Genomic DNA, 19,806 nt, shown 5'->3' on the forward strand with positions numbered 1-19,806 from the left:
AACGACAGTCATTGACAAGCTTTTGGGGAAAATATTGCTTGTGTGCCCCGGGAACATGTATCCGTTAAAATTGATAACGGACACTGAGCCCGGCGTTACGATCCGGCGCCGGGGTTAGTATGCCGCCGCCAAGTGTAGGAAAACCATGGATAAAATAGCTTTCATCCCAGATATTATCGATCCAAAACCCCAAAACCCAGCGGCTGTCGGGCTCATGGTAGCTGACATCGAGATTAGCCAGGTCAAACGCAGGCACCGCACTCACCTTTATATTGGCGGGATCCTGATAGCGGATCTCGCTATAACTGTGGCTATAACTGATATTCAGCTCAGCGCCGCTGCTTAACATACGCTGATAAGTTAAAGACAGCGCTGCGGCATGTTTGGGGGAATTACGTAACCTATTATCGGCAAAGTTTCCCTGGGTACTGATAAATTCCTCAAAGCTGGCATCTAAATAACCGTAGTTCCCCCGCAATTGCCAATGATCTGCCAGCATCAATTGCCATTCCAGCTCAAGGCCTTTACTGATAGCATCGGCAGCATTTTCGGTAACGATAACGCCGATATCATTAGGATCGTTTGGATCATCCACTAACTGTAATACCTGCAAATCATCATAAGCCATATGAAAAAAAGCGGCATAAAGACGGGCATCCCCGCCCGGGCTGTGCCACTTAAAACCCAACTCATATGCCAGGACATTCTCTTCATCAAAAGGGGTACGGGCCGCCATGGCATTTGGTGCCTGGCCCTGATAGCCACCGGACTTGTAACCGGTGGAAACACTGAAATAAGTATGCAAACCCGGATTGGGCCAGTAGTCGATGATCATTCTCGGGGTAAATTTTCCCCAGGACTTTTCCGCTTTTTCGCGGTATTGCGTACTAATGATCAACAACCCGGGAATTGAGGACTGATGAATATGTTTTTTATCCCGGCTAAAGCGCCCGCCCACCGTTAACGACAACGCCTTACTAACGGAAAAAGTTGTTTCTGAAAACAAAGCAAAGCTATTGGTGACATTGTCCTGGAAAGAGAAACTGTCGGGATTAAAATTAAAAGTTTCAAGGCGCTCGATATCCTCATGGAAATAAAAAAGCCCGGCAAGAAAAAACCAGCTTTCCCGCTCAAGACTCAGCCGCAACTCCTGGCTAAACTGCCAGCTTTTTTCCCTGACATCATTGGTGCCCGCCACAGGCCTGCCAAACACGGCAGCCAATAACCCTTCCTGTTCACTTAAGCCCTGTTGGTCTATGGAAGAGGCCATGTCTGTTTTACGATAGCCGCTAACCCCATGAAGATCCCCCCAGGACAAAGTATTATCGAATTGCAGCGTCAGGGCATAAGTATCCCGGTTTTGAAAGCCGTCATAACCAGACAAGTTATAATAGGGACTGTGCGCCGCCTTAAGGGAAGTTTGCTCGATTGCCGCACCGATTGCGCCTTCAACGGCGTGGCGGCCTGCCCCTTCTCTTCTTAACCAGCTGTATTCCCCGATCAGGCGCCAGTGATAAGGAGAATGCGGGAGGTAGAGTTGCCCCTTGATGCCGCTGTCATTAATATCCGACTGCTCATGACCATAACCGCTGTTGACCACGCCGTCACGTTGGCGGTGGAACAGGGATAAACTGCCCAGATATTGCCCTTCATCGTCAAGGGCTCCGCCCCAATAACAGTTCAAGGCTAAAATGCCGTCATTGCCCAGCGCCAGTTGCACATCTTTGCGGCTTTCTTCTTCCGGTAAGGCCGAGATAACATTGATCACGCCCCCGGTGGCATTTTTACCATACAGGGAGCCTTGCGGTCCCCTCAGCACTTCTATGCGTTCGAGATCATAAAAATCAAACAGAGATCCCGCGGCCCTGCCCACAGGCACGCCGTCGGCATTCACCACTACGGCATTATCGCCGCCGGCGCCGTCTTCGTTTGATCCTATACCCCGTATAAAAAACTGCGGCTGACCGACATTAAATTCCCCGGCAGAAAAGCCCGGGGTAAGATACGTCAGTTCAAGGGCATCAAAAACCCTGAACCGGCCAAGCTCTTCCCCCCAAAAATTGCTGACCGCAACCGGGACTTCTTGCAGTGTTTGCTGACGCTTTTGTGCGGTAATGGTAATGGTTTCCAGCTCAGGGGAGGTTTCGTCAGCAAGAGTAAGGAAGTTAACCGCAAGTAATACAGTGAGAAGTAATAAAAACCACAGATAACGGTTTTTCTTGTCAGTCAGGGAGCACGTATACATTACAACCTTCCTTATTCGCTAATGAGTTAACCATTTAGCGAGTAAGGCCAAACACACTTTGTGTTTGAGTATAGGATAAAATTGCAATAACCAGCCGCAGCAGGCATGATAACCAAGGTATTTGGAGCCGGCTTTAGCTTTAACAGACCGCCTGAGCTGACAACCAAATTAAGCAGGCACTTCATCCGTTTATCTCAAATAAATAGCCGACAAAGCGTCAGCTTCAGGTAATAATTTAACAACAATATAAAAAGGTTAATGGTTATGGACTATCAACAATTTTCCAAAGTCGACCTGGGGTTTTTCCCTACCCCGTTAGTCAAACTTTCCCGGTTGAGCCAGGCGCTGGGATGCGAAATATGGATGAAGCGCGATGATATGACCGGCCTGGCCTTCGGCGGCAATAAAACCCGCAAGCTCGAGTATATTCTCGGCGATGCCCTGGCCAAGGGTTGCGATACCATCATCACCGCCGGAGCCGCCCAATCGAACCATTGCCGGCAAACAGCTGCGGCGGCAGCGCAATTAAACCTTGAGTGCCATTTGATCTTAGGGGGCGAGCAGCCGGATAAGGCTCAAGGCAATCTGCTGCTCGATAACCTTTTCGGCTGCGATATTCACTGGGCCGGAGAAAACCGCAAGGGAGAAGATATTCCCGCCCTTTATCAACGCTTGCAGGCCGAGGGCAAAAAGCCCTATATAGTGCCCTATGGCGGTTCCAACGAGTTGGGAGCACTGGCTTTTGTTGATGCGGTTAAGGAGCTGGCGGAACAATCCCCGGGACTGGCTTTTTCCCGGTTGATTTTTGCTTCCAGCTCAGGCGGTACCCATGCCGGCTTAATGCTCGGCAAACGGTTCTTTAATCAGGCATTTGAACTCATCGGTATTAATATCGACAAAGATGAAAACGCAGACTTGCCTTTTGATGCCCAAATTCTCGAACTGACAAGAAAAACGGCAATCATGGCAGGCAGCACTGAAACCTTTTCACCTCAAGAACTGATCCTCAACCCCAATTATCTGGGACAGGGTTACGGTGTTGTCGGCGCGCCGGAAAATGAAGCCATCGCCATGACCGCACAACTTGAAGGCATATTATTAGATCCTGTCTATACCGGCCGTGCCATGGCGGGATTAATCGATATGATCAGAAGCGGAGAAATCTCCCAGGGTGAACAAGTGCTTTTCTGGCATACCGGCGGCGCCCCTTCGCTGTTCGCCTACACAGAGCAGCTGGATTTAGCGCAGGATAAAAACCAGGCGCTATGATCCCGGATAGGCTTTGTCATTAGCGTCGGGGCAGTCATTCTCTCTCCCTGGCGTTATCACCGCTGAAATATGCTTCTCCCCCCGAAAGCAATACATTCTTAAGCTGTCAATATCATTAGATTTTTATGGCAGTCCTGTACTTCTCTACTAGTCTTTATTTTATCCTCCCGACATCCCGCTGATCACAAGTTGTCGTCACCGTACGGATAAATCAGCCATGACTTACTAGGAACAGCAACCATGAGTACCATGAAATTAAAAAGAGGTAATAAAGAGATCACCCTGAAAAAAGTCGACGATCAATTTGCAGTACGTTTAAAACAGGGGGCCGCCACAACCGAGCAAGAGCTCAATGCGGTATTGCGCCAGCCCAATGTACATTCCTGCCATATATCGGCGGTTGAGCCGGCAAGGATGGATGTCTTCTCCCTCAGCGACAGTAAAGAGCTCGAACACACCATGGATTCGTTGCGCCATGCCGAAGAAAGCGAGGTGATCAGCCATGTTTACAGTCTGGATGATGATAAGGCAACCCCGGTTGTGCCCACAGGTAAATTAACGGTACAATTTAAACCCGGGGTCGATAACCATAACCAGGAAAAAATCCTCGCCGACTATGGCCTGGAATTCGTGCAGGCTCTGGACTACCTGCCCCGCACCTACAGCGTTTCCTTAACCCAGGCCTCGACCATGAATCCCCTGAAAATTGCTGCAGCGCTAGAGACGCGGGATGAAGTGGAAACTGCCGAAGCAGATCTCGCCTTTGAAGTGGCCTTAAAGCACCAGCCGATTGACAGTCTCTATGCCCAGCAATGGCACCTGAGCAACAGCGGCGGTCCCGGCCTGCGCTCGGGAGCGGACGTCAAGGCCGAACCCGCCTGGGAATTTACCCGCGGCAGCCGGGATATCAGCATATGTGTAATGGATGACGGTTTTGATCTTAACCACCCGGATTTAAGCGGCACCGGAAAAATCGTCTCCCCCAAAGATTTTGGCGATAATGATACCAGTCCCCGCCCGGTGAAAAGGGACGACAACCACGGCACTGCCTGCGCCGGGATCGCCGTCGCCGAAGAAAACGGCAGCGGTGTGGTCGGCCTTGCCCCCCTTTGCGCCCTGATGCCGGTACGCACCTCCGGCTGGTTATCCGACGACAGTGTCGAAGCCCTGTTCCAGCACGCCATAGATCACCATGCCGATGTGATCAGCTGCAGCTGGGCGGCGGCGAGCTGGAATTTCCCCTTATCCATCCGCATGAAAGGCATTATCCATAAGGCCGCTACCGAAGGGCGGCGCAATAAAAAAGGCTGTGTCATCCTCTTTGCCGCCGGCAATGAAAACCGTCCCCTGGACGGCATCAAAGACGGCAGGGTATCGCACCAGGGGTTTGCCCTACACCCGGACGTATTGGCGGTGGCCGCCTCCAACAGCCTGGATCAAAAGTCCGATTACAGTAATTTTGGCCCCAAACTCTCTGTGTGCGCCCCCTCCAGCGGCAGTCCCGGCAAAAGGATCGTCACCACCGACCGGCTCGGACAAAAAGGTTATCAGGCCGGGGATTTCACCTTCTCCTTCGGCGGCACTTCCAGCTCTACCCCGCTGGCAGCCGGTCTCGCCGGGCTGATGCTTTCCTTTAATGAAGATTTAACTGCCGCCGAAGTCAAAGACATCATGCAAAAAACGGCGGATAAGATTGACGACCGCCCGGGTGAATACGACGGCAACGGCCATTCGAGCAAATACGGCTTTGGCCGTATCAATGCCGAGCGGGCACTGGCTCTGCTTGCCGCCAAAGATGAGCAAAGCCTGCCCAGAACCCTGTTTATGGAGCACAGGGTCAGCAAACCTATCCCGGATCAGGGCAGTATCGATGAAGAAATTACTTTCCCGGTAGCCGCCAACATCACCGGCTTTGAAGTCTCCGTTAACATTACCCACACCTATCGCGGCGATTTGACACTGATACTCAAGTCTCCATCAGGGACAGAGATAGTGTTACACCAAGATACCGGCGGCAATGCCCAGGATCTGATCAAGTCCTACCGCATGTCGGATGAACCCGAACTTCTGGGCGCCCTGTCAGGCAGTGCCGCCCAGGGGCAATGGCGACTGACGGTCAGGGATGAGCTCGCCCGGGATGTCGGGGTACTCAATAAATGGGGCATAGCCGTCACCTATTAAAGCAAGTTTACCGGCTATCCGGCACTTTATGATAAATTAGGGTGACATGGCTGGCTTTGTCGCCCTAAGCCTGGACTGATAAAACGGTTTTAGCACCGGTAAAAACTGCTGGAAAGGCCTGAGATGACAATAATCAAGTCTTTACGTTTCCTGCTTTTATTAGCCCTGCTGGCCCTGATTGTGGCTAAATGGGACGCCTTATTTTCTATGTCCGCAATCATAGCCAGCGATAAAATCCAGGCACAGGTATTAACAAGCAAGCGCGCCGTTATCACCCGCCACAGTCGCGGCGCAGATTATACCGTCATTCAATATCATCTCACCCTGAGCGCCTCATCCGGACAACCGTTCCATTACACCCTGGATAACAGCTTGTTAAAGGGCAAGGCGCCCGTTAATGGCGAATGGCTCTCCTTCACCCGGTTGAGGCGCAAAAGCGGTGCCAGCGATTATCTGATTGACCGCGCCTCTTTGGAGCAAAGGTTGATACAAGGCCCTCAACTGATACCTTGAATTTAATCTGCTTAGCGCCGCTGCCAGCAATACATAATGAATTGCATACGTATGTATGGTAAAAAACGTATATTTTTGCCGCTTTTCACAGTAAAAAGAAAACTGATCTTTTATGCCTTAATATCAGATGCTCCTTTTGTATCCACTTATGTTAACTTATATCAGCTAAGGAGCAGATGTTATTAATGCCAACAGGCAGGCCGAAAATAACAACCAAGGGCTTATTCACCCTTAATAATCCCCTGCTTCGAGCGTTATAAAACACAGGAAATAAACATGCAAAAACCCACGTTATCCTTTTGGCAAATCTGGAATATGTGCTTCGGTTTTTTTGGCATCCAGTTTGGTTTTGCTTTGCAAAACAGCAATGTCAGCCGGATCTTTCAAACCTTAGGCGCAGACTACTCCAGTATGACCATACTCTGGGTAGCAGCCCCCCTGACCGGGCTTTTTGTCCAGCCGATCATCGGCTATATGAGTGACAGAACCTGGGGCAAGCTCGGCCGACGCCGTCCCTATTTTCTTTACGGCGCGATTTTGGCCAGCCTATCCCTGTTTATCATGCCCCACTCCCCTGCGCTGTGGATTGCCGCCGGTATGTTATGGGTGATGGATGCCTCGATTAATGTTTCCATGGAGCCGTTTCGGGCTTTCGTCGGCGATATGTTGCCGCGCAAACAAAGGGGCATGGGTTATGCCATGCAGAGCTTTTTTATCGGCGTAGCCTCCGTAGTCGCCTCTGCCTTACCCTGGATGATGACCAACTGGTTTGATATCAGTAATACCGCCGAGGCCGGTGTGATCCCGGATTCCGTCAGATTTTCCTTTTATGCCGGTGGCGCCTTGTTTTTGCTCGCCGTGCTCTGGACCGTTTATTCCACCAAGGAATATTCCCCCGAAGAGTTGGCCGCTTTTGAAAAAGCAGAAAATGCCCTGGCCCCGCAAGAAGAATACCAGCCAAGCCGCAGCGCCAAACAGTTTTTCCAGGGGGGTGTTATCTGGGGCTTAACCGGGATAGTGGCTACAGTACTGGTTGCTTTAAATATTGAACAACTGGATAAAAACCTGATGTTGCTTACCTGCGGCCTGCTGGTCTTTGGCCTGTTCCAGCTGATTGCCGGATTGCTGGAGAAAAAAGGCAATAACAGCAACGGCTTTTCCCAGGTGATGGTGGATCTCTTTAATATGCCAACCACCATGAAAAAACTGGCGGCGGTACAGTTTTTCTCCTGGTTCCCGTTTTTTGCCTGGTGGTCTTCGGCGACACCCGCTATCACTTCCTTCCATTACGGAACCAGCGATGTCACCTCAGCCGCCTTTAATGAAGGAGCTGACTGGGTCGGCATCCTGATGGCCGCCTACAATGTCTCCGCCGTGTTCGCCGCTTTAACCATCCCTGTGGTGGTCCGTTTATTTAATTTAAAAACCGCCCATATGATCAATCTTTTCCTTGGCGGGATCGGCTTTATCTCTTTTGTGCTGATTAAAGATCCTACCTACCTGATTGCCCCTATGATAGGCGTAGGTTTTGCCTGGGCCTCGATCTTGTCTTTGCCTTATGCCTTGCTATCCAATGCGCTGCCGGCGAAAAAAATGGGCTTGTTTATGGGGATATTTAACTTCTTTATCGTTCTGCCGCAGATCCTGGCCGCCAGTATCTTAGGTTTCCTGGTCAGCAAGTTTTTTGCCGGGGAAACCATTTATGCCTTGGTTATCGGCGGTGTCAGCATGTTGATTGCCGGTGTACTGACCTTACGGGTGGCAGAGCCGGAGCAGGAAATCCAGCAGCAAAAAAAGGGTGAAGCCCTCACCAGTCACTAGATCTTTTAACGGTGAAACTATGGGGCTAAATCAGGGAGCTTTTTCCCGGATTTAGCCCCTTATTTTTGACCTGCATATGATTAACAAAATTAAGATTTACCCTGCATGGTGGAAAGTTAATCAGCTAATGTGCCCGGGTCAACCTCAGCGGTTCAAGTCCCCACCAGGGATCCCCTGACGGCAAAGGAGAAGTCAGGGTGTGTAGAAACATCTGTAAATCCTCACTTTCTTCATCGGTTAATTTCAAGGGTAAAATGTCAAAGTGCGGCCGGCTGGGATGCAGCTGACGGTTATAAACCGGCGGAGACGGCTGATTATAATGTGCTATCACCGCTTTGAGATCGCTAAACTGGCCAAATTGCATATAAGGAGCGGTTTTGGCGATATTGCGCAACGTTGGTGTCTTTAACGCCCCCACCAACTCTGGCCCGCTGACTTTCAAAAAACGCATCTCATCACAGGCACTGCTGTCGGCATCACTAAAATCAGACAGGCAAGTAAATTCATCCTGTGCCAGTAGCTTCACCCCCTGGTAACGCCCCAGCTCAACGCTGCCCTCAAGCGGCTCGGGGGCGCCGATATTATGAAACTCATAATTCGTAAACAGCGGACCATTATGGCAACTGGCACAATTGCCTTTGCCAACAAATAACCTCAGCCCCCTGACCTCGGCCGGCGTGAATAATTGCTGCACAGTTTTGGCCTGCTCATCAGTGCTGCGGGATGTGTCTGAACCGCTTTTCTGTTGCTTTTCACTCACCAGGGCATCAACAAAGTGATCAAAACGGGCGCGGGGCAACTCTAGTCTGCGCTGATAGGCCATCATCGCCTTGCCGGCATTACTAAACACCCGGTTGACCCAGGTTTGTAATGCGGGAGATAAGGCTTGCCAGCGTTTGATTTGTGCTTCATTGCCCAGCGGAGATGCCGGTACTGTCAGCTGCGTCAGCTTCTGTGGCAATGTTTTTTCATCTAAGGAGCCAAAGACCTGCTGGTATAGGGGTAAATAGGTTGTTAATAACGCATGGACATATTCAGTACGGCTGGTATTAAACTCATTAACATCTTCTATCGGGCCCAGTGCCTGAGACCACAAACTGTCTTTGCGGCCATCCCAGAACTGCCAGGGACTAAAAGCCGCCCCCAATACCGTCGGTGAACTGCGAAAAGTCAAACCTGCGCCCTGGCTGACTTTTTTGCCGTCGGTAAAATATAAATCCGGCTGATGACAACTGCCGCAGGAAACCTGGTTATTCCGGCTTAAGCCTTCATCAAAAAACAGTTTTTTGCCCAGCTTTGCCGCCTTGAGATCATCCGCCAGCCGGTTGCCGGGCGCCGCCGGCAAAGGCTTAAGCCGGCTCAGGGAAAATTGTGCCAGAAACTCGATATCCGCCCCGGTAAAATGATAAGGATCAACGACCTGGTTTTGTTCTTGCTCCTGGCCGTTGGCCGGCAACATTACAGCAAATAGCGCCAGCACAGTAAGCATATAAAACATGGTTAACGAAGGAGAAAACGCCGAAATTAACCGGGTATCACAATTATTTGATAGATTATTTTTCATCACAGCACCAGATTAAAGGTAAAAAAATCATCTGCGGATTGGCTGTTATCCGCTCCCGGTTGGCGCAAAATAAACTTCATCACCCACCAGCCTTTCATCTGAAACTTGAGCCCGTCTACCAGGTAAATGCCCGAGTCAATTTCCTCAACCACGGCGGGTTTAGTGGGTAAACCGTGCACATGCCCGGGCATATGTCCCTGCACTTCAATTTCAACATCTTCAACCGGATTGCCCCGGACATCACTGATCATCAAGCGCCATTGATGGATCTCATTTAACGGCACCGAGGAGGCTGCCGCTTGCCCTGTCCCCGGCTCTTTTTCCGCCAGGCTGCCATCGCTTGATTGGCCAGAGCCGCCGGGATGGACCTCGATATGGGCAAAATACTGTTCATGGCGGGAAAATTGAAAGGAAGAGATATTAAGATCTGCCGGTGCATTTTGTTTACCTAAGGCGGGGACTTGCAACGACATATCCGGCTGCGCTGTACTCGTTGACGGCTCGGAGCCAAAACCAAGCATATTTTTATGGACACTCCTTACCCGGGTATTATGGGCAAGGGAGCCGTTAAAGTTATCTTCCAGGGTTAACGCTTCCCGGTTATGCAGCCACTGCGGCCAGATATGCAACAAGGCCTGTTCAAAATCCGTTTTCGCCTGCTGCTTTAATGCCAGGCTTTTAGTCCTCAGCTCTGCTCCCTGCTGCTGTGCTTGTGTTAACTGACTGAGCAGCCCCTGTATTTCTTGCTCAAACTTTTGCTTGTCTGTACTTTTAGCCGCCCTGACACGGATCTTTTTCAACTGCTTACGGATCTTATTGGCATTGAGGATCAATTCATTTGCCTGCTTTTGCCACAGGTTAGCCTGATCAAGTTGTGCCACCGCTTTGGCCACTAAGGGGTTTTCAATGGCCGTATCCGGTAATTTTTCCTGTGCGACGGCTTTAACCGCCAGCAAGAATAAGCTAAGCGACAGCATATAAAACAGCAAGGATTTTACATTCTGAGATTTATTGTTATCAGCAAGTCTTTTCATGTTAATGCACTTCATTGAATTTATTATATTGACCAGGCTTTAGATAAAATCTGTACCAACAAATAAAGGGGGCAGTTCCCTTTGCCCCTTTTATTACCGCTGTCTTGTACAGATTAACCAAGCCGTTTCATTGCCTTAAGGGGTGAAGGTCACGGTATAGTCTTCCACCTCGCCGTAATTAAAGCTGCCGCATGCAGAAGGTGCGCTGGTATATCTCATGACAATCCGCATCCGGGTATCGGCGCCGGCAGTCGCCGGGATATCCATAGTGCCGCTGACGGCATTTCTGCTGGCACTGCCGGAATCAAAGACTTGTTCACTATCGGCAAAAGTGCCGTCACCGTTAAAGTCTATCCAGACTCGCCAGTATTCACGGTAGCTGTTACCGCTAAACGCCGGGGTAAACTCCACCGTATTGCTGCCTGTGTTCAGGGACACGGTAATATCGGTATGATCGCTGTAAGGAGCACCTGCCGACGCATAACTGGTACCGTTAAACGCCACTTCGCCAATCCACTCTTCAGAAGCATTATTGCTGCTGGCTTCACAATAGCTTATCGGTGGCGGCGGAGGCGGCGTGTCGTTTTCAATCGCATCCCAGTCCGGTTTGACAATAAACAAGCCGGTGCCGATATCGCTTAACACGATATTGCCGCTGGCAAAATACGGATAATTACTCCAGGTGCCCGAATATTGCGCGCTGTCGGAGCCGGGAATGGTATCGAAATAGGCCGCTTCGCTGAGATTGCCGTTGGCAATATCATCGGTTTTCAGGATACGCAATCCCGCGCGGTAATTGGTTTCAATCACATAGTTGTTCAGGGTATAGAGATTATGATCTATCGCTGGGGTCGGCCCGATATAGCGCCCTATTTCGCTGGGGTTGTCCAGATCGGTAACATCCCAGATATAGGAGGTGGTATTGTTGCCGGTACCGGATTCGTCGAGTTCATCATTCATGATCAAGGTGGTCTGACTGTTATTTAAAAACCAGCCCTGGTGAGTATAGCGCGAACCGCTGTAGCCGCTTCGGGAGATCTGCACCGGGTTACTTTTATCGCTGACATCCACTATGGTGATGGTATCTTCATTGTAGGCGACACAGATCTCACGCCCGCTATAAGCGGTATCCGGCCCCTGGTAATGTACGCACTGGGTATCATGGGTATAACCGTCGGCGGAAAAACAACCGGCATAAGACGGCGAACCCGGGTTGATCAGGTTGACCATAAACAAACCGCCGCTGCACTGGTTGCTGCCGACAATATAGGCATAACCGCTGTCTTCGTTGATGGCGATATTATGGGCGGAGCCAAAGTCGTTCATATGGGCGGTTTCTGAAAAGGTCGAGCCCGGAGACGCCGTGCGCAGCTGGGTCAAATCAAAAACCTGCAAGCCGTGGTTACTCGCTTCCGAGACGATATAGGCGTGATCATTATAAACCTTCATATCCCGCCAGGAGGAGCTGCTGTTATTATGTCCCGGTAATAAACCCAGATGCACCGGATTGACCGGATCCGAGATATCGACAAAAGCGGTGCCCTGCGTGCGACCGACAATCGCGATTTCCTTGCCGGTCACGGGATCTGTCCAGCCCCAGATATCATTTAAATTGTTGCTGCCTCCCCCCATCTCGGCTTTTGGCATAAAGGCCTGCAAATGAATATTGTGACAGGGGTAACCATTGGCCGAGCCGTCAACACATAAATTACTTAGCGCCCCCGGCCCCTTAAGCAGTCGTATTTGTGCGGCGGTAAGCCCTTCATTGCTATTATCGTATTGGTAATTGTCTTTATACATGGCGCTGTGACCCCAGCTTAGCCCGCTAAAAACTACGCTAAACGAAAGCAACGCCGATACCAGCGATTTTCTCTTCATAACATGTTCCTATCGAATATTGGTTTATGTTTGAACTCAGGTGACACGACAGGAAGAAACGGCCCCGTAGCGACTCCTTCGCTATTGATAATCAGGGGACAGCAACCGTTGCATCCATACAACGACAATAATATTTTTACTGGAAAATAACCGAAAATCAGACCAGTGGAATTCTTAAACCCTTTACTTATCTCCTTTGAATCGCTTCCGGCTTTGCGCTTATACAAAAACACACAAAGCAGACAGAGATTAACCCTAATCACTTTAGGTGCTGATTAAAGGCCTTGCCATGAAAAGCTGATAGTCAAAAACAAGACACTGAGCCCTGGCCTGAAATAAACCATTTCATACAAAGATAAAAATTATCAATATCTACCGATAGTTAACAAAATTTTTACCTCCAGGAGTTATTAAACCCGAGTGAGCTCAAGGGCTTTAATAAATGGCTGGAAATTGTTGCTGAACAAGTCTTATTTTTTGATCTGGATGACAACCCAGGGGGTCAACAGGAATAGTAGGTTATATGAGTAAATATCAAGCTGACACCGAAATGGAACGACTATTTTGTCTAAAACCGGCAAGTATCCATAAATAAACCCTTAACGATATAACAGACAGTACTGAGACCGTTAAAACCACGGGCAAGCACCACATAAGGAGCTTCTCCACCATATATAAATACGCAGATTAGGGAAATTCTCGCAATACCTTTATATAACAGATATTTCAACGGTTCGTTCTCCCCATAGAGACATATTTTCTTTAGCTGCAATATTTCTATTCCTTCGTCGTACATTATTTGCGCAATTAAAAAGCTGTTCTAGACTTTAAATTAGTTTGCAGTACCCGGTAATTCGTTAATACGATTTTATTTACTTCAGACAAGGATGTTAATGTGAAAATTCGAGCGAAGCTGTCCTTACTTTTTGGTACCATCACCGCCTCCTTTGTTATTCTTTCCTGTATTGCCGTCGGTTTTATTGCTTATGAAATGGGCAGAAATGTCATTCAAAAACAGGCAGAAAAACACCTGACGTCGGTGCGCGGGCTGAAAAAAGATCAGATTGAACGCTACTTTTCCATTATCAGGCGCCAGGTACAAACCTTTGCCAATGACCGCATGATCATGACCGCCATGCGCGACTTTAAACGCGCCTATGACAGCTACCCGCTACCTTTTAACCGCACCGAGCACCCTGTCGAATTAAAAAACTATTACCAGAACGAATTCGGCAAGCATTTTGATTCCATCAATGACGGGGAAAACCTCGATACCCGCGAGCTGCTCACCAACCTGCCTCCGCGGGCCGTAGCCCTGCAGCAACAATATATTGCCCTTAACAGCAACCCGCTGGGAGAAAAAGACAAACTACTTGAGGCCGGCGATGGCAGCCTCTATAGCAGCATACATAAAACCTTTCATCCCCATATTCGTGACTTCTTACAAAAATTTGCCTATTACGATATTTTCCTGGTGGATGATAAAACCGGCAATATTGTCTACTCGGTCTTTAAAGAGCTCGATTTTGCCACCTCGTTGATCAACGGCCCTTACGCCAACAGCGGCATAGGTAAAGCCTTTCGCGCCGCCAACAAGGTCAATGACCCCGGCCATGTGGTCACTTCCACCTTTGAGCCCTACCTGCCCTCCTACTACGGGCCCGCTGCCTTTATCGCTTCACCGATATACAGCGGCAACGAAAAACTCGGTATCTTGATTTTCCAGGCACCCATTGACGAAATCAACGCCATTATGACCTTTAATAATAACTGGCAAGACTTTGGCCTGGGCAGTTCAGGCGAAAGTTATTTAGTTGATCAGGACTATTACATGCAATCTGCCAGCCGCTTCCTGATAGATGACAAACCCGGATATCTGGAGGCATTACGCAATGCTGGTGTTCCCAGAGATAAAATCAGTAAAATAGAGGTCAAAGGCACCAGCATCGGCCTGCAAAAAGTCGACAGCCAGGGCGTTAAAGCAGCCCTGTCGGGTGAAAGTGGTTTTGCCATCTTCCCCGATTACCGCAATGTCGAGGTGCTCTCTGCCTATGCCCCGCTGGAAATAGAGGGCATCAAACTGGCCATTTTAAGTGAAATAGACGCCGCCGAAGCCTTTGCCCCGCAAGCCGTACTGGCGAGTACCATCAGCTATTGGTCAATCGGTATTACCCTGATCCTGGTGCTGCTCTCCGGCTTTATCGGTTACCTGGTGGCCGGACAAATCACCAAGCCTATTAATACTGTGGTGACTTCACTGAATGAAATTGCCGCAGCAGGCGGCGATCTCACCCGCAGGATCAACTCCAACCAAAAAGATGAAACCGGCCTGCTGGCCAAAGGGTTTAACGGCTTTGTCGATAAGATCCATTCGGTGATCTCCGACGTTGCCCACAATACCCGGCAATTATCCGATACCGCCAGCTCATTATCGGTGATCAGCCAGGAAGCCAGCTCAGGGGCACAAGATCAGCAAACGGATTCTGATGTGATGGCAACGGCTATGACCGAAATGTCTGCCACCATCAAGGAAGTCTCCACCAATACCCAAAAAGCCCTGGAAGCGGCAAAAGCGTGCGAGGCCACCACCAATAACGGCAAAGATGAAGTCAACCGCACCATCTCCCAGATAAAATCTCTTGCCGGTCAGGTCACCTCGGTATCGCAGGCTTTAACCCAGGTAAACGACCAGTCGCAAAAAATTACCAGCCTGGTCAATGTTATCAATGATATGGCAGAACAAACCAATTTACTGGCTCTTAATGCCGCGATAGAAGCGGCACGTGCCGGCGAGCATGGCCGAGGCTTTACCGTAGTCGCCGAAGAAGTCAGGAATCTGGCCTCACGGGTGCAAAACTCCACCGAGGATATCCGCGATGTAGTGGGTAAATTAAACAGCAGTATAGACGATGCCAATACCGCAATGTCACATGGAGCGGAACAAAGCGAAGCCAGTGTCTCTCAGGCAGAAAAAGCCGGTTTGGCCTTGGATGAAATCAGCCGTTCAACGGTCAATATTGAAGATCTCAATGCCATGATCGCCACCGCCATGGAAGAGCAAAGCGTCGCCACCGAAGACATTTTACGCTCGATCACCAACATCAGTGTCGTTGCCACCCAAGCTGCTTCCGGCACCGAAAAACAGGCCAATATGAGCGATGACTTGAAGAAAATGGCGGAACTGCTTGATGATGCTATCGCCCAGTTCACGGTATAAACTGTCAACAAATGTGCTGAAGCAGCAATTGAGGGTTTTCTTTCAAGAGTTCAGTAGCTATCAAGGATTTCCTGATAGCTCCCGGAATGTTTAAGTTGCTGCAGGGCAAGGTTAAACCGGCTCACTATGGCATGACCGCTTTTCTTGGGGAAGATAACATACAAAGGCACAAGCGCCATGGCCGGATCCGACGGGCTAAATTTCAGCCCCTGAAACTGGGGATAATGATCGGTAAAAAACTCTCCCACCCGCTTACTGCAAGCAAGAAGGTCCACCCTCTTTTTGCTCAGCATTTTAAAACACTGCAGCATAGAAGCTGGCCGGATCAACGTCATATCATGCGCTTGGATCAGCTCATCCAAACGGCCTTTTGCATAACCCAAAGGTAAACAAATTGTTTTTTTATCATAGCTTTTAGTATCTGCAGATTGATTATGATAGAAAACATTCTCAATGAAAATCACCGGCTGACTGAAATAAAATGCCGCGGCGCGTTGTTCATTACGAAAATAGGGAAAGGTCGCCTGATATTTTTGGTTTTCGGTATTGGCAAGCCCTCGTGCCCAGGGCTCAAAGCTCACCTTAATTTGTGCCCCGTCAAAAGTTTGGGCAAAAGTTGCCTGTACCAGGCGGGTGACCAAGCCGCCACCTGGCAGGGACTGGCCGGTAAATGGCGGGTAATCGCCGGACACCAGCTTAATTTGTGTTGGCGATTGTCCGTAGGCGGTCAATGAAACAAGCAAGCAGACAACTAAGAGATAACCTTTTTTCACTCAGGGCCCCGAAAAACAGCAACGACAATTTCACCATAGCACCGTAATGCGGATATAAAAACCAACAGCGTATATTTTTCATACCGCCATAGCCATAAGGACAAGTGCTTTGCCGTTATTCACGCCTATAGCCGGCTAAAATACGGGTACTGGCCACAGAGGTTTCAAAATATCGGGTTTTGACCTCAAGATAATCGCCATCACTGAAAAAGCTGTCTTTTGCCGCTTCATCACGAAAATAAATGGTAAAAACCCGATTAATGTTTGGCGATTCTTGCGGCAGTAACACTTCAGAAACACGAAAGTCTACACCAAACCCCCCGCCATAAGTGGCCAAAATCGGCTTCATCGCCTGGCGGTAGGCTTGATAATTTTCATCATCAATAACTTCTAATCCCACTAACATTTCATATGCCATCTCGTTTCCTTATTTTTCTTGCTATTTGACTGTCAGGTCGCCAAATCAAAGACATTTTCCAGCTCAGAAACCTGACTGATGGGGATAAGTTTCACCCCCTGAGTTTCCAGGCTCTTATGGTAATTTTTCTTGGGCACGATCACGATTTCAAAACCGTTTCGGATCGCTTCCTTGATACGCTCTTGCCCCATGGGCACGGGGCGCACTTCCCCGGATAGACCGACTTCGCCAAAGGCCAGGGTTTTACTGGAGAGGATTTTGTCGCGAAAAGATGACAACATAGCCAGCAACATAGGCACATCGGTACCGGTTTCATTAAGCTTCAGACCGCCAACAACATTGATATAAATGTCATTATCGCCGATGGACACCGACATGCGTTTACGCATCACCGCCAGCAACATGGACAAACGTTTATAATCCACCCCGACCACACCCCGCTGCGGGCTCTCACCGTTACTGACATCCACCAGAGATTGCAGGTTCACCAATAAAGTCCTGCGCCCTTCCGCCGAGGCATAGGCTATATTGCCCGAAGCTTCAACACTGCCGTGCTCTAAAAAAATCGCCGAGGGGTTGGTGACATCTTTGAGACCGTCCGCCATCATCGCCAGGGTGCCGATTTCTTCAGCGCTGCCAAAACGGTTTTTATCGGCGCGTATGGTGCGGTATTTAGAGTCCGACTCCCGGGCAATACGCAAGGTGGCATCGCCGATATGGCTCAGGGTTTGCGGGCCGCTGATGCTGCCGTCTTTGGTTTCATGGACAATAATAATCGTAGTGATGCCGTGCTCTTTCGATGCCCGGTTTAAATAAGCCGCCGACTCTTTTACCTGGGTAACATTACCCGGAGAAGAATCTATACCGGTTAAAAACATGGTTTGTATGGAATCGATCACCAGAAATTTATGGCCCCGATCCAGCGCCACCTGACAAATGCGCTCGATATCGCCCGTGGTCATGATATCGATTTTGCTTAAATCCAGCTTGAGACGATCGCCCCTGTCCTTGATCTGGTTTTTACTTTCCTCGCCGCTGACATAAAGCGCCGGGGCAATTTGACTTAAGCGGGAGAGGACATCAATCAGCAAGGTCGACTTGCCCGCCCCGGGAGAGCCGGAAAGCAACACCACAGAGCCATGTACTATGCCTTCACCTAACACCCGGTCGAACTCGCTGCTGCCGGTTTTATAGCGGTGCAGTTGCTGATCGGAGACTTCGCTGAGTTTCTCAATCTCAGTGTCCTGCACCGAATAACCCGCCGAGGTCTGCGCGGTTCTCTGGGTCGCAACCTTGGCTTCTTTAAATTCAACTATGGTATTCCATGCCTTACAGGCGCCGCAATTGCCCTGCCAGCGCGGATAATCGGTACCGCATTCCGAGCAGACATAACTAATTTTTGTTTTTGCTTTCGCCATGAATTCTTTTCTTTCCTGTTGGGACTTTTCTCATAAAAAGCCGACAAAGATTTTGGCCGCTCATTTTAATCAAGCCGCGTGCAAGAGACAAATGTTAAACGCAGATTTGTCGCTGCTAACCTTTATAGATATTGCGCAAAGGCCCGTTGAAGGGTGCCGTCATTGTTCACCTGCTCAAGCCAGGTATCAACATACTCAAGCCAGATCAGATCCCTTACCAGCAAAAAAGCCTTGGCAGAATAACTTAAGGTGCCATTCATAGTGCTGCATAACTGAGGGTGTTTTTTCGCCTGCACCGCCACTTCTATTTTGTCGGTGATCATCACATCCGCCCTGCCCGCTAAAATTTGCTCAAACACCGTAGTATTATCCTCATGGACAAACACCTGCGCCTGTTTGATATGTTGATTGACAAAACGCTCGTTGGTACCGCCTTTATTGACGATAACCCGGGTCTGCGGCGTGTCTATTTTCTCCAGCGAGTTATATTGATGTTTTTGCCGGCACAGTGAAATCGGCGTTTTGCCACCGCTATGGTAACTGTCAGAGAACAGGCCAAGCTGCTGGCGAAACAGCTTTTTCGAGATGCCGCTCATCATAATATCGTATTGCCCGGTGCCAAGATCTGTTAATAAACCGGGCCAGCTGGTGGCAAGAAAAACGGCGCTGGCTCCCAGTGTTTGGGCTAAGTCGCGGGCGAGGTCTATATCGATACCGGCTCTGTTATTGCCGGCATAAAATGAAAACGGCTGATAATCTCCGGTAGTACCGACATAAAGGATTTTTTCAGAGACAATGCGATCTAAACGGCTGGCATAAGAGCGTGGGTTAATCCGGGACAGTGCCTTAAATAATGCCGCCTTATCGTTTATATCCAGCGCATCGTGCTGCACAATTTGCTTAAATAGCTCAAAATCATGGCTTGCTTTACTGCCATCTGTTGCCGCCAAACGGGTAATAATATCGGCCCCTAAGGTGATCAGCTCAGCACGAATTTTTTCAAGGGAGGGGGCATTTTCGGGTAACAATAACCTTGTCGGCACCCCATGCTCAGTCCAACGCTTGTGGTAATAAGCCTGGATTTTTTTTGCTAAGGTGATTTGTATTTGAAAAAACGGCGTGATTTCTTCCGAGGTTAGCCCTTGTTCCATGGCCTTGGCGACACTTTTCTCAATAACCACCTGCTCCCTTTCTAAATCTTCAATGGCCCGTTTATGTTGCCATTTATACAGGGCCACCGCCTGCATATGCCCCAGGCGGGTATTGAGCAGCTGATAGAGATGACTATTGTCCGGCTCGTTAGCTTGTGTTTGCGCAGATGCAAAAAAATGGCTAAAACAACAAATGAAAAGTAGCAGATATGATTTTTTAGATAAAAATTTCATTATTTTTATGGGATTAATCAAAAGGAGAATGCCGTAAAATATCAGTTCCTGTTGAGATTGCAACAATCCCTTCCCCGATTTTAACGCTGA

Annotated in this window: 13 protein-coding genes; 5 read left to right on the forward strand and 8 right to left on the reverse strand. The window is 49.2% G+C overall.

Going from position 1 to position 19,806, the window contains the following annotated elements:
- Positions 1–64: 64 nt before the first annotated feature.
- Complete coding sequence (locus tag QL234_RS10100; protein ID WP_281557695.1) at positions 65–2,245, reverse strand: TonB-dependent receptor; 2,181 nt, start codon at positions 2,243–2,245, stop codon at positions 65–67.
- A gap of 264 nt (positions 2,246–2,509) precedes the next feature.
- On the opposite strand from QL234_RS10100, the gene QL234_RS10105 reads away from it, so the two are divergent.
- From QL234_RS10105 to QL234_RS10120, 4 genes are all read left to right on the forward strand, one after another.
- On the forward strand, positions 2,510–3,514 hold the full coding sequence (locus QL234_RS10105) for a D-cysteine desulfhydrase family protein (protein ID WP_281557696.1): 1,005 nt from the start codon (positions 2,510–2,512) through the stop codon (positions 3,512–3,514).
- A 240-nt stretch (positions 3,515–3,754) separates the two neighbouring features.
- Positions 3,755–5,695 (forward strand): S8 family serine peptidase, encoded by a 1,941-nt coding sequence (locus tag QL234_RS10110; RefSeq protein WP_281557697.1) that lies wholly within the window; start codon positions 3,755–3,757, stop codon positions 5,693–5,695.
- A 123-nt stretch (positions 5,696–5,818) separates the two neighbouring features.
- On the forward strand, positions 5,819–6,208 hold the full coding sequence (locus QL234_RS10115) for a hypothetical protein (protein ID WP_281557698.1): 390 nt from the start codon (positions 5,819–5,821) through the stop codon (positions 6,206–6,208).
- Between the two features lie 270 nt (positions 6,209–6,478).
- Positions 6,479–8,029: an MFS transporter gene (locus tag QL234_RS10120; RefSeq protein ID WP_281557782.1), complete on the forward strand. Its 1,551-nt coding sequence runs from the start codon at positions 6,479–6,481 to the stop codon at positions 8,027–8,029.
- Positions 8,030–8,153: 124 nt separating this feature from the next.
- Here the strand turns inward: QL234_RS10120 and QL234_RS10125 are convergent, their stop codons facing one another.
- The 3 genes from QL234_RS10125 to QL234_RS10135 all read right to left on the reverse strand — a co-directional run bounded on the left by QL234_RS10125 (position 8,154) and on the right by QL234_RS10135 (position 12,505).
- The gene (locus QL234_RS10125) at positions 8,154–9,593 is read right to left on the reverse strand and encodes a cytochrome c peroxidase (protein ID WP_281557699.1); all 1,440 of its coding nucleotides are present in this window, start codon (positions 9,591–9,593) and stop codon (positions 8,154–8,156) included.
- Complete coding sequence (locus QL234_RS10130) at positions 9,593–10,627, reverse strand: FixH family protein (RefSeq protein ID WP_281557700.1); 1,035 nt, start codon at positions 10,625–10,627, stop codon at positions 9,593–9,595. Before QL234_RS10130 ends, QL234_RS10125 begins: the two co-directional genes overlap by 1 nt.
- Positions 10,628–10,762: 135 nt before the next feature.
- Complete coding sequence (locus QL234_RS10135) at positions 10,763–12,505, reverse strand: choice-of-anchor B family protein (RefSeq protein ID WP_281557701.1); 1,743 nt, start codon at positions 12,503–12,505, stop codon at positions 10,763–10,765.
- Between the two features lie 895 nt (positions 12,506–13,400).
- Here QL234_RS10135 and QL234_RS10140 point away from each other — a divergent pair.
- Entirely contained in the window at positions 13,401–15,722 is a 2,322-nt protein-coding gene (locus QL234_RS10140; protein ID WP_281557702.1) for a methyl-accepting chemotaxis protein, read from the forward strand.
- 50 nt (positions 15,723–15,772) lie between these two features.
- Here the strand turns inward: QL234_RS10140 and QL234_RS10145 are convergent, their stop codons facing one another.
- The 4 genes from QL234_RS10145 to aroQ all read right to left on the reverse strand — a co-directional run bounded on the left by QL234_RS10145 (position 15,773) and on the right by aroQ (position 19,716).
- Entirely contained in the window at positions 15,773–16,495 is a 723-nt protein-coding gene (locus QL234_RS10145; RefSeq protein ID WP_281557703.1) for a transporter substrate-binding domain-containing protein, read from the reverse strand.
- A gap of 115 nt (positions 16,496–16,610) precedes the next feature.
- The gene (locus QL234_RS10150) at positions 16,611–16,913 is read right to left on the reverse strand and encodes a DUF1330 domain-containing protein (RefSeq protein ID WP_281557704.1); all 303 of its coding nucleotides are present in this window, start codon (positions 16,911–16,913) and stop codon (positions 16,611–16,613) included.
- 32 nt (positions 16,914–16,945) lie between these two features.
- Positions 16,946–18,331: a DNA repair protein RadA gene (radA, locus tag QL234_RS10155; protein WP_281557705.1), complete on the reverse strand. Its 1,386-nt coding sequence runs from the start codon at positions 18,329–18,331 to the stop codon at positions 16,946–16,948.
- 122 nt (positions 18,332–18,453) lie between these two features.
- Positions 18,454–19,716: a gamma subclass chorismate mutase AroQ gene (gene aroQ, locus QL234_RS10160; RefSeq protein WP_281557706.1), complete on the reverse strand. Its 1,263-nt coding sequence runs from the start codon at positions 19,714–19,716 to the stop codon at positions 18,454–18,456.
- Positions 19,717–19,806 lie beyond the last annotated feature (90 nt).

This window comes from Thalassomonas sp. RHCl1, from assembly GCF_947387555.1.
GTDB lineage: Bacteria > Pseudomonadota > Gammaproteobacteria > Enterobacterales > Alteromonadaceae > Thalassomonas.

Bases quoted from the DNA above. Each gene is read 5' to 3' on its own strand.
- radA (WP_281557705.1), bottom strand. From the start codon at position 18,331: ATGGCGAAAGCAAAAACAAAAATTAGTTATGTCTGCTCGGAATGCGGT.
- QL234_RS10105 (WP_281557696.1), top strand. From the start codon at position 2,510: ATGGACTATCAACAATTTTCCAAAGTCGACCTGGGGTTTTTCCCTACC.
- QL234_RS10135 (WP_281557701.1), bottom strand. From the start codon at position 12,505: ATGAAGAGAAAATCGCTGGTATCGGCGTTGCTTTCGTTTAGCGTAGTT.
- aroQ (WP_281557706.1), bottom strand. From the start codon at position 19,716: ATGAAATTTTTATCTAAAAAATCATATCTGCTACTTTTCATTTGTTGT.
- QL234_RS10110 (WP_281557697.1), top strand. From the start codon at position 3,755: ATGAGTACCATGAAATTAAAAAGAGGTAATAAAGAGATCACCCTGAAA.
- QL234_RS10125 (WP_281557699.1), bottom strand. From the start codon at position 9,593: ATGAAAAATAATCTATCAAATAATTGTGATACCCGGTTAATTTCGGCG.
- QL234_RS10115 (WP_281557698.1), top strand. From the start codon at position 5,819: ATGACAATAATCAAGTCTTTACGTTTCCTGCTTTTATTAGCCCTGCTG.
- QL234_RS10150 (WP_281557704.1), bottom strand. From the start codon at position 16,913: ATGGCATATGAAATGTTAGTGGGATTAGAAGTTATTGATGATGAAAAT.
- QL234_RS10100 (WP_281557695.1), bottom strand. From the start codon at position 2,245: ATGTATACGTGCTCCCTGACTGACAAGAAAAACCGTTATCTGTGGTTT.
- QL234_RS10130 (WP_281557700.1), bottom strand. From the start codon at position 10,627: ATGAAAAGACTTGCTGATAACAATAAATCTCAGAATGTAAAATCCTTG.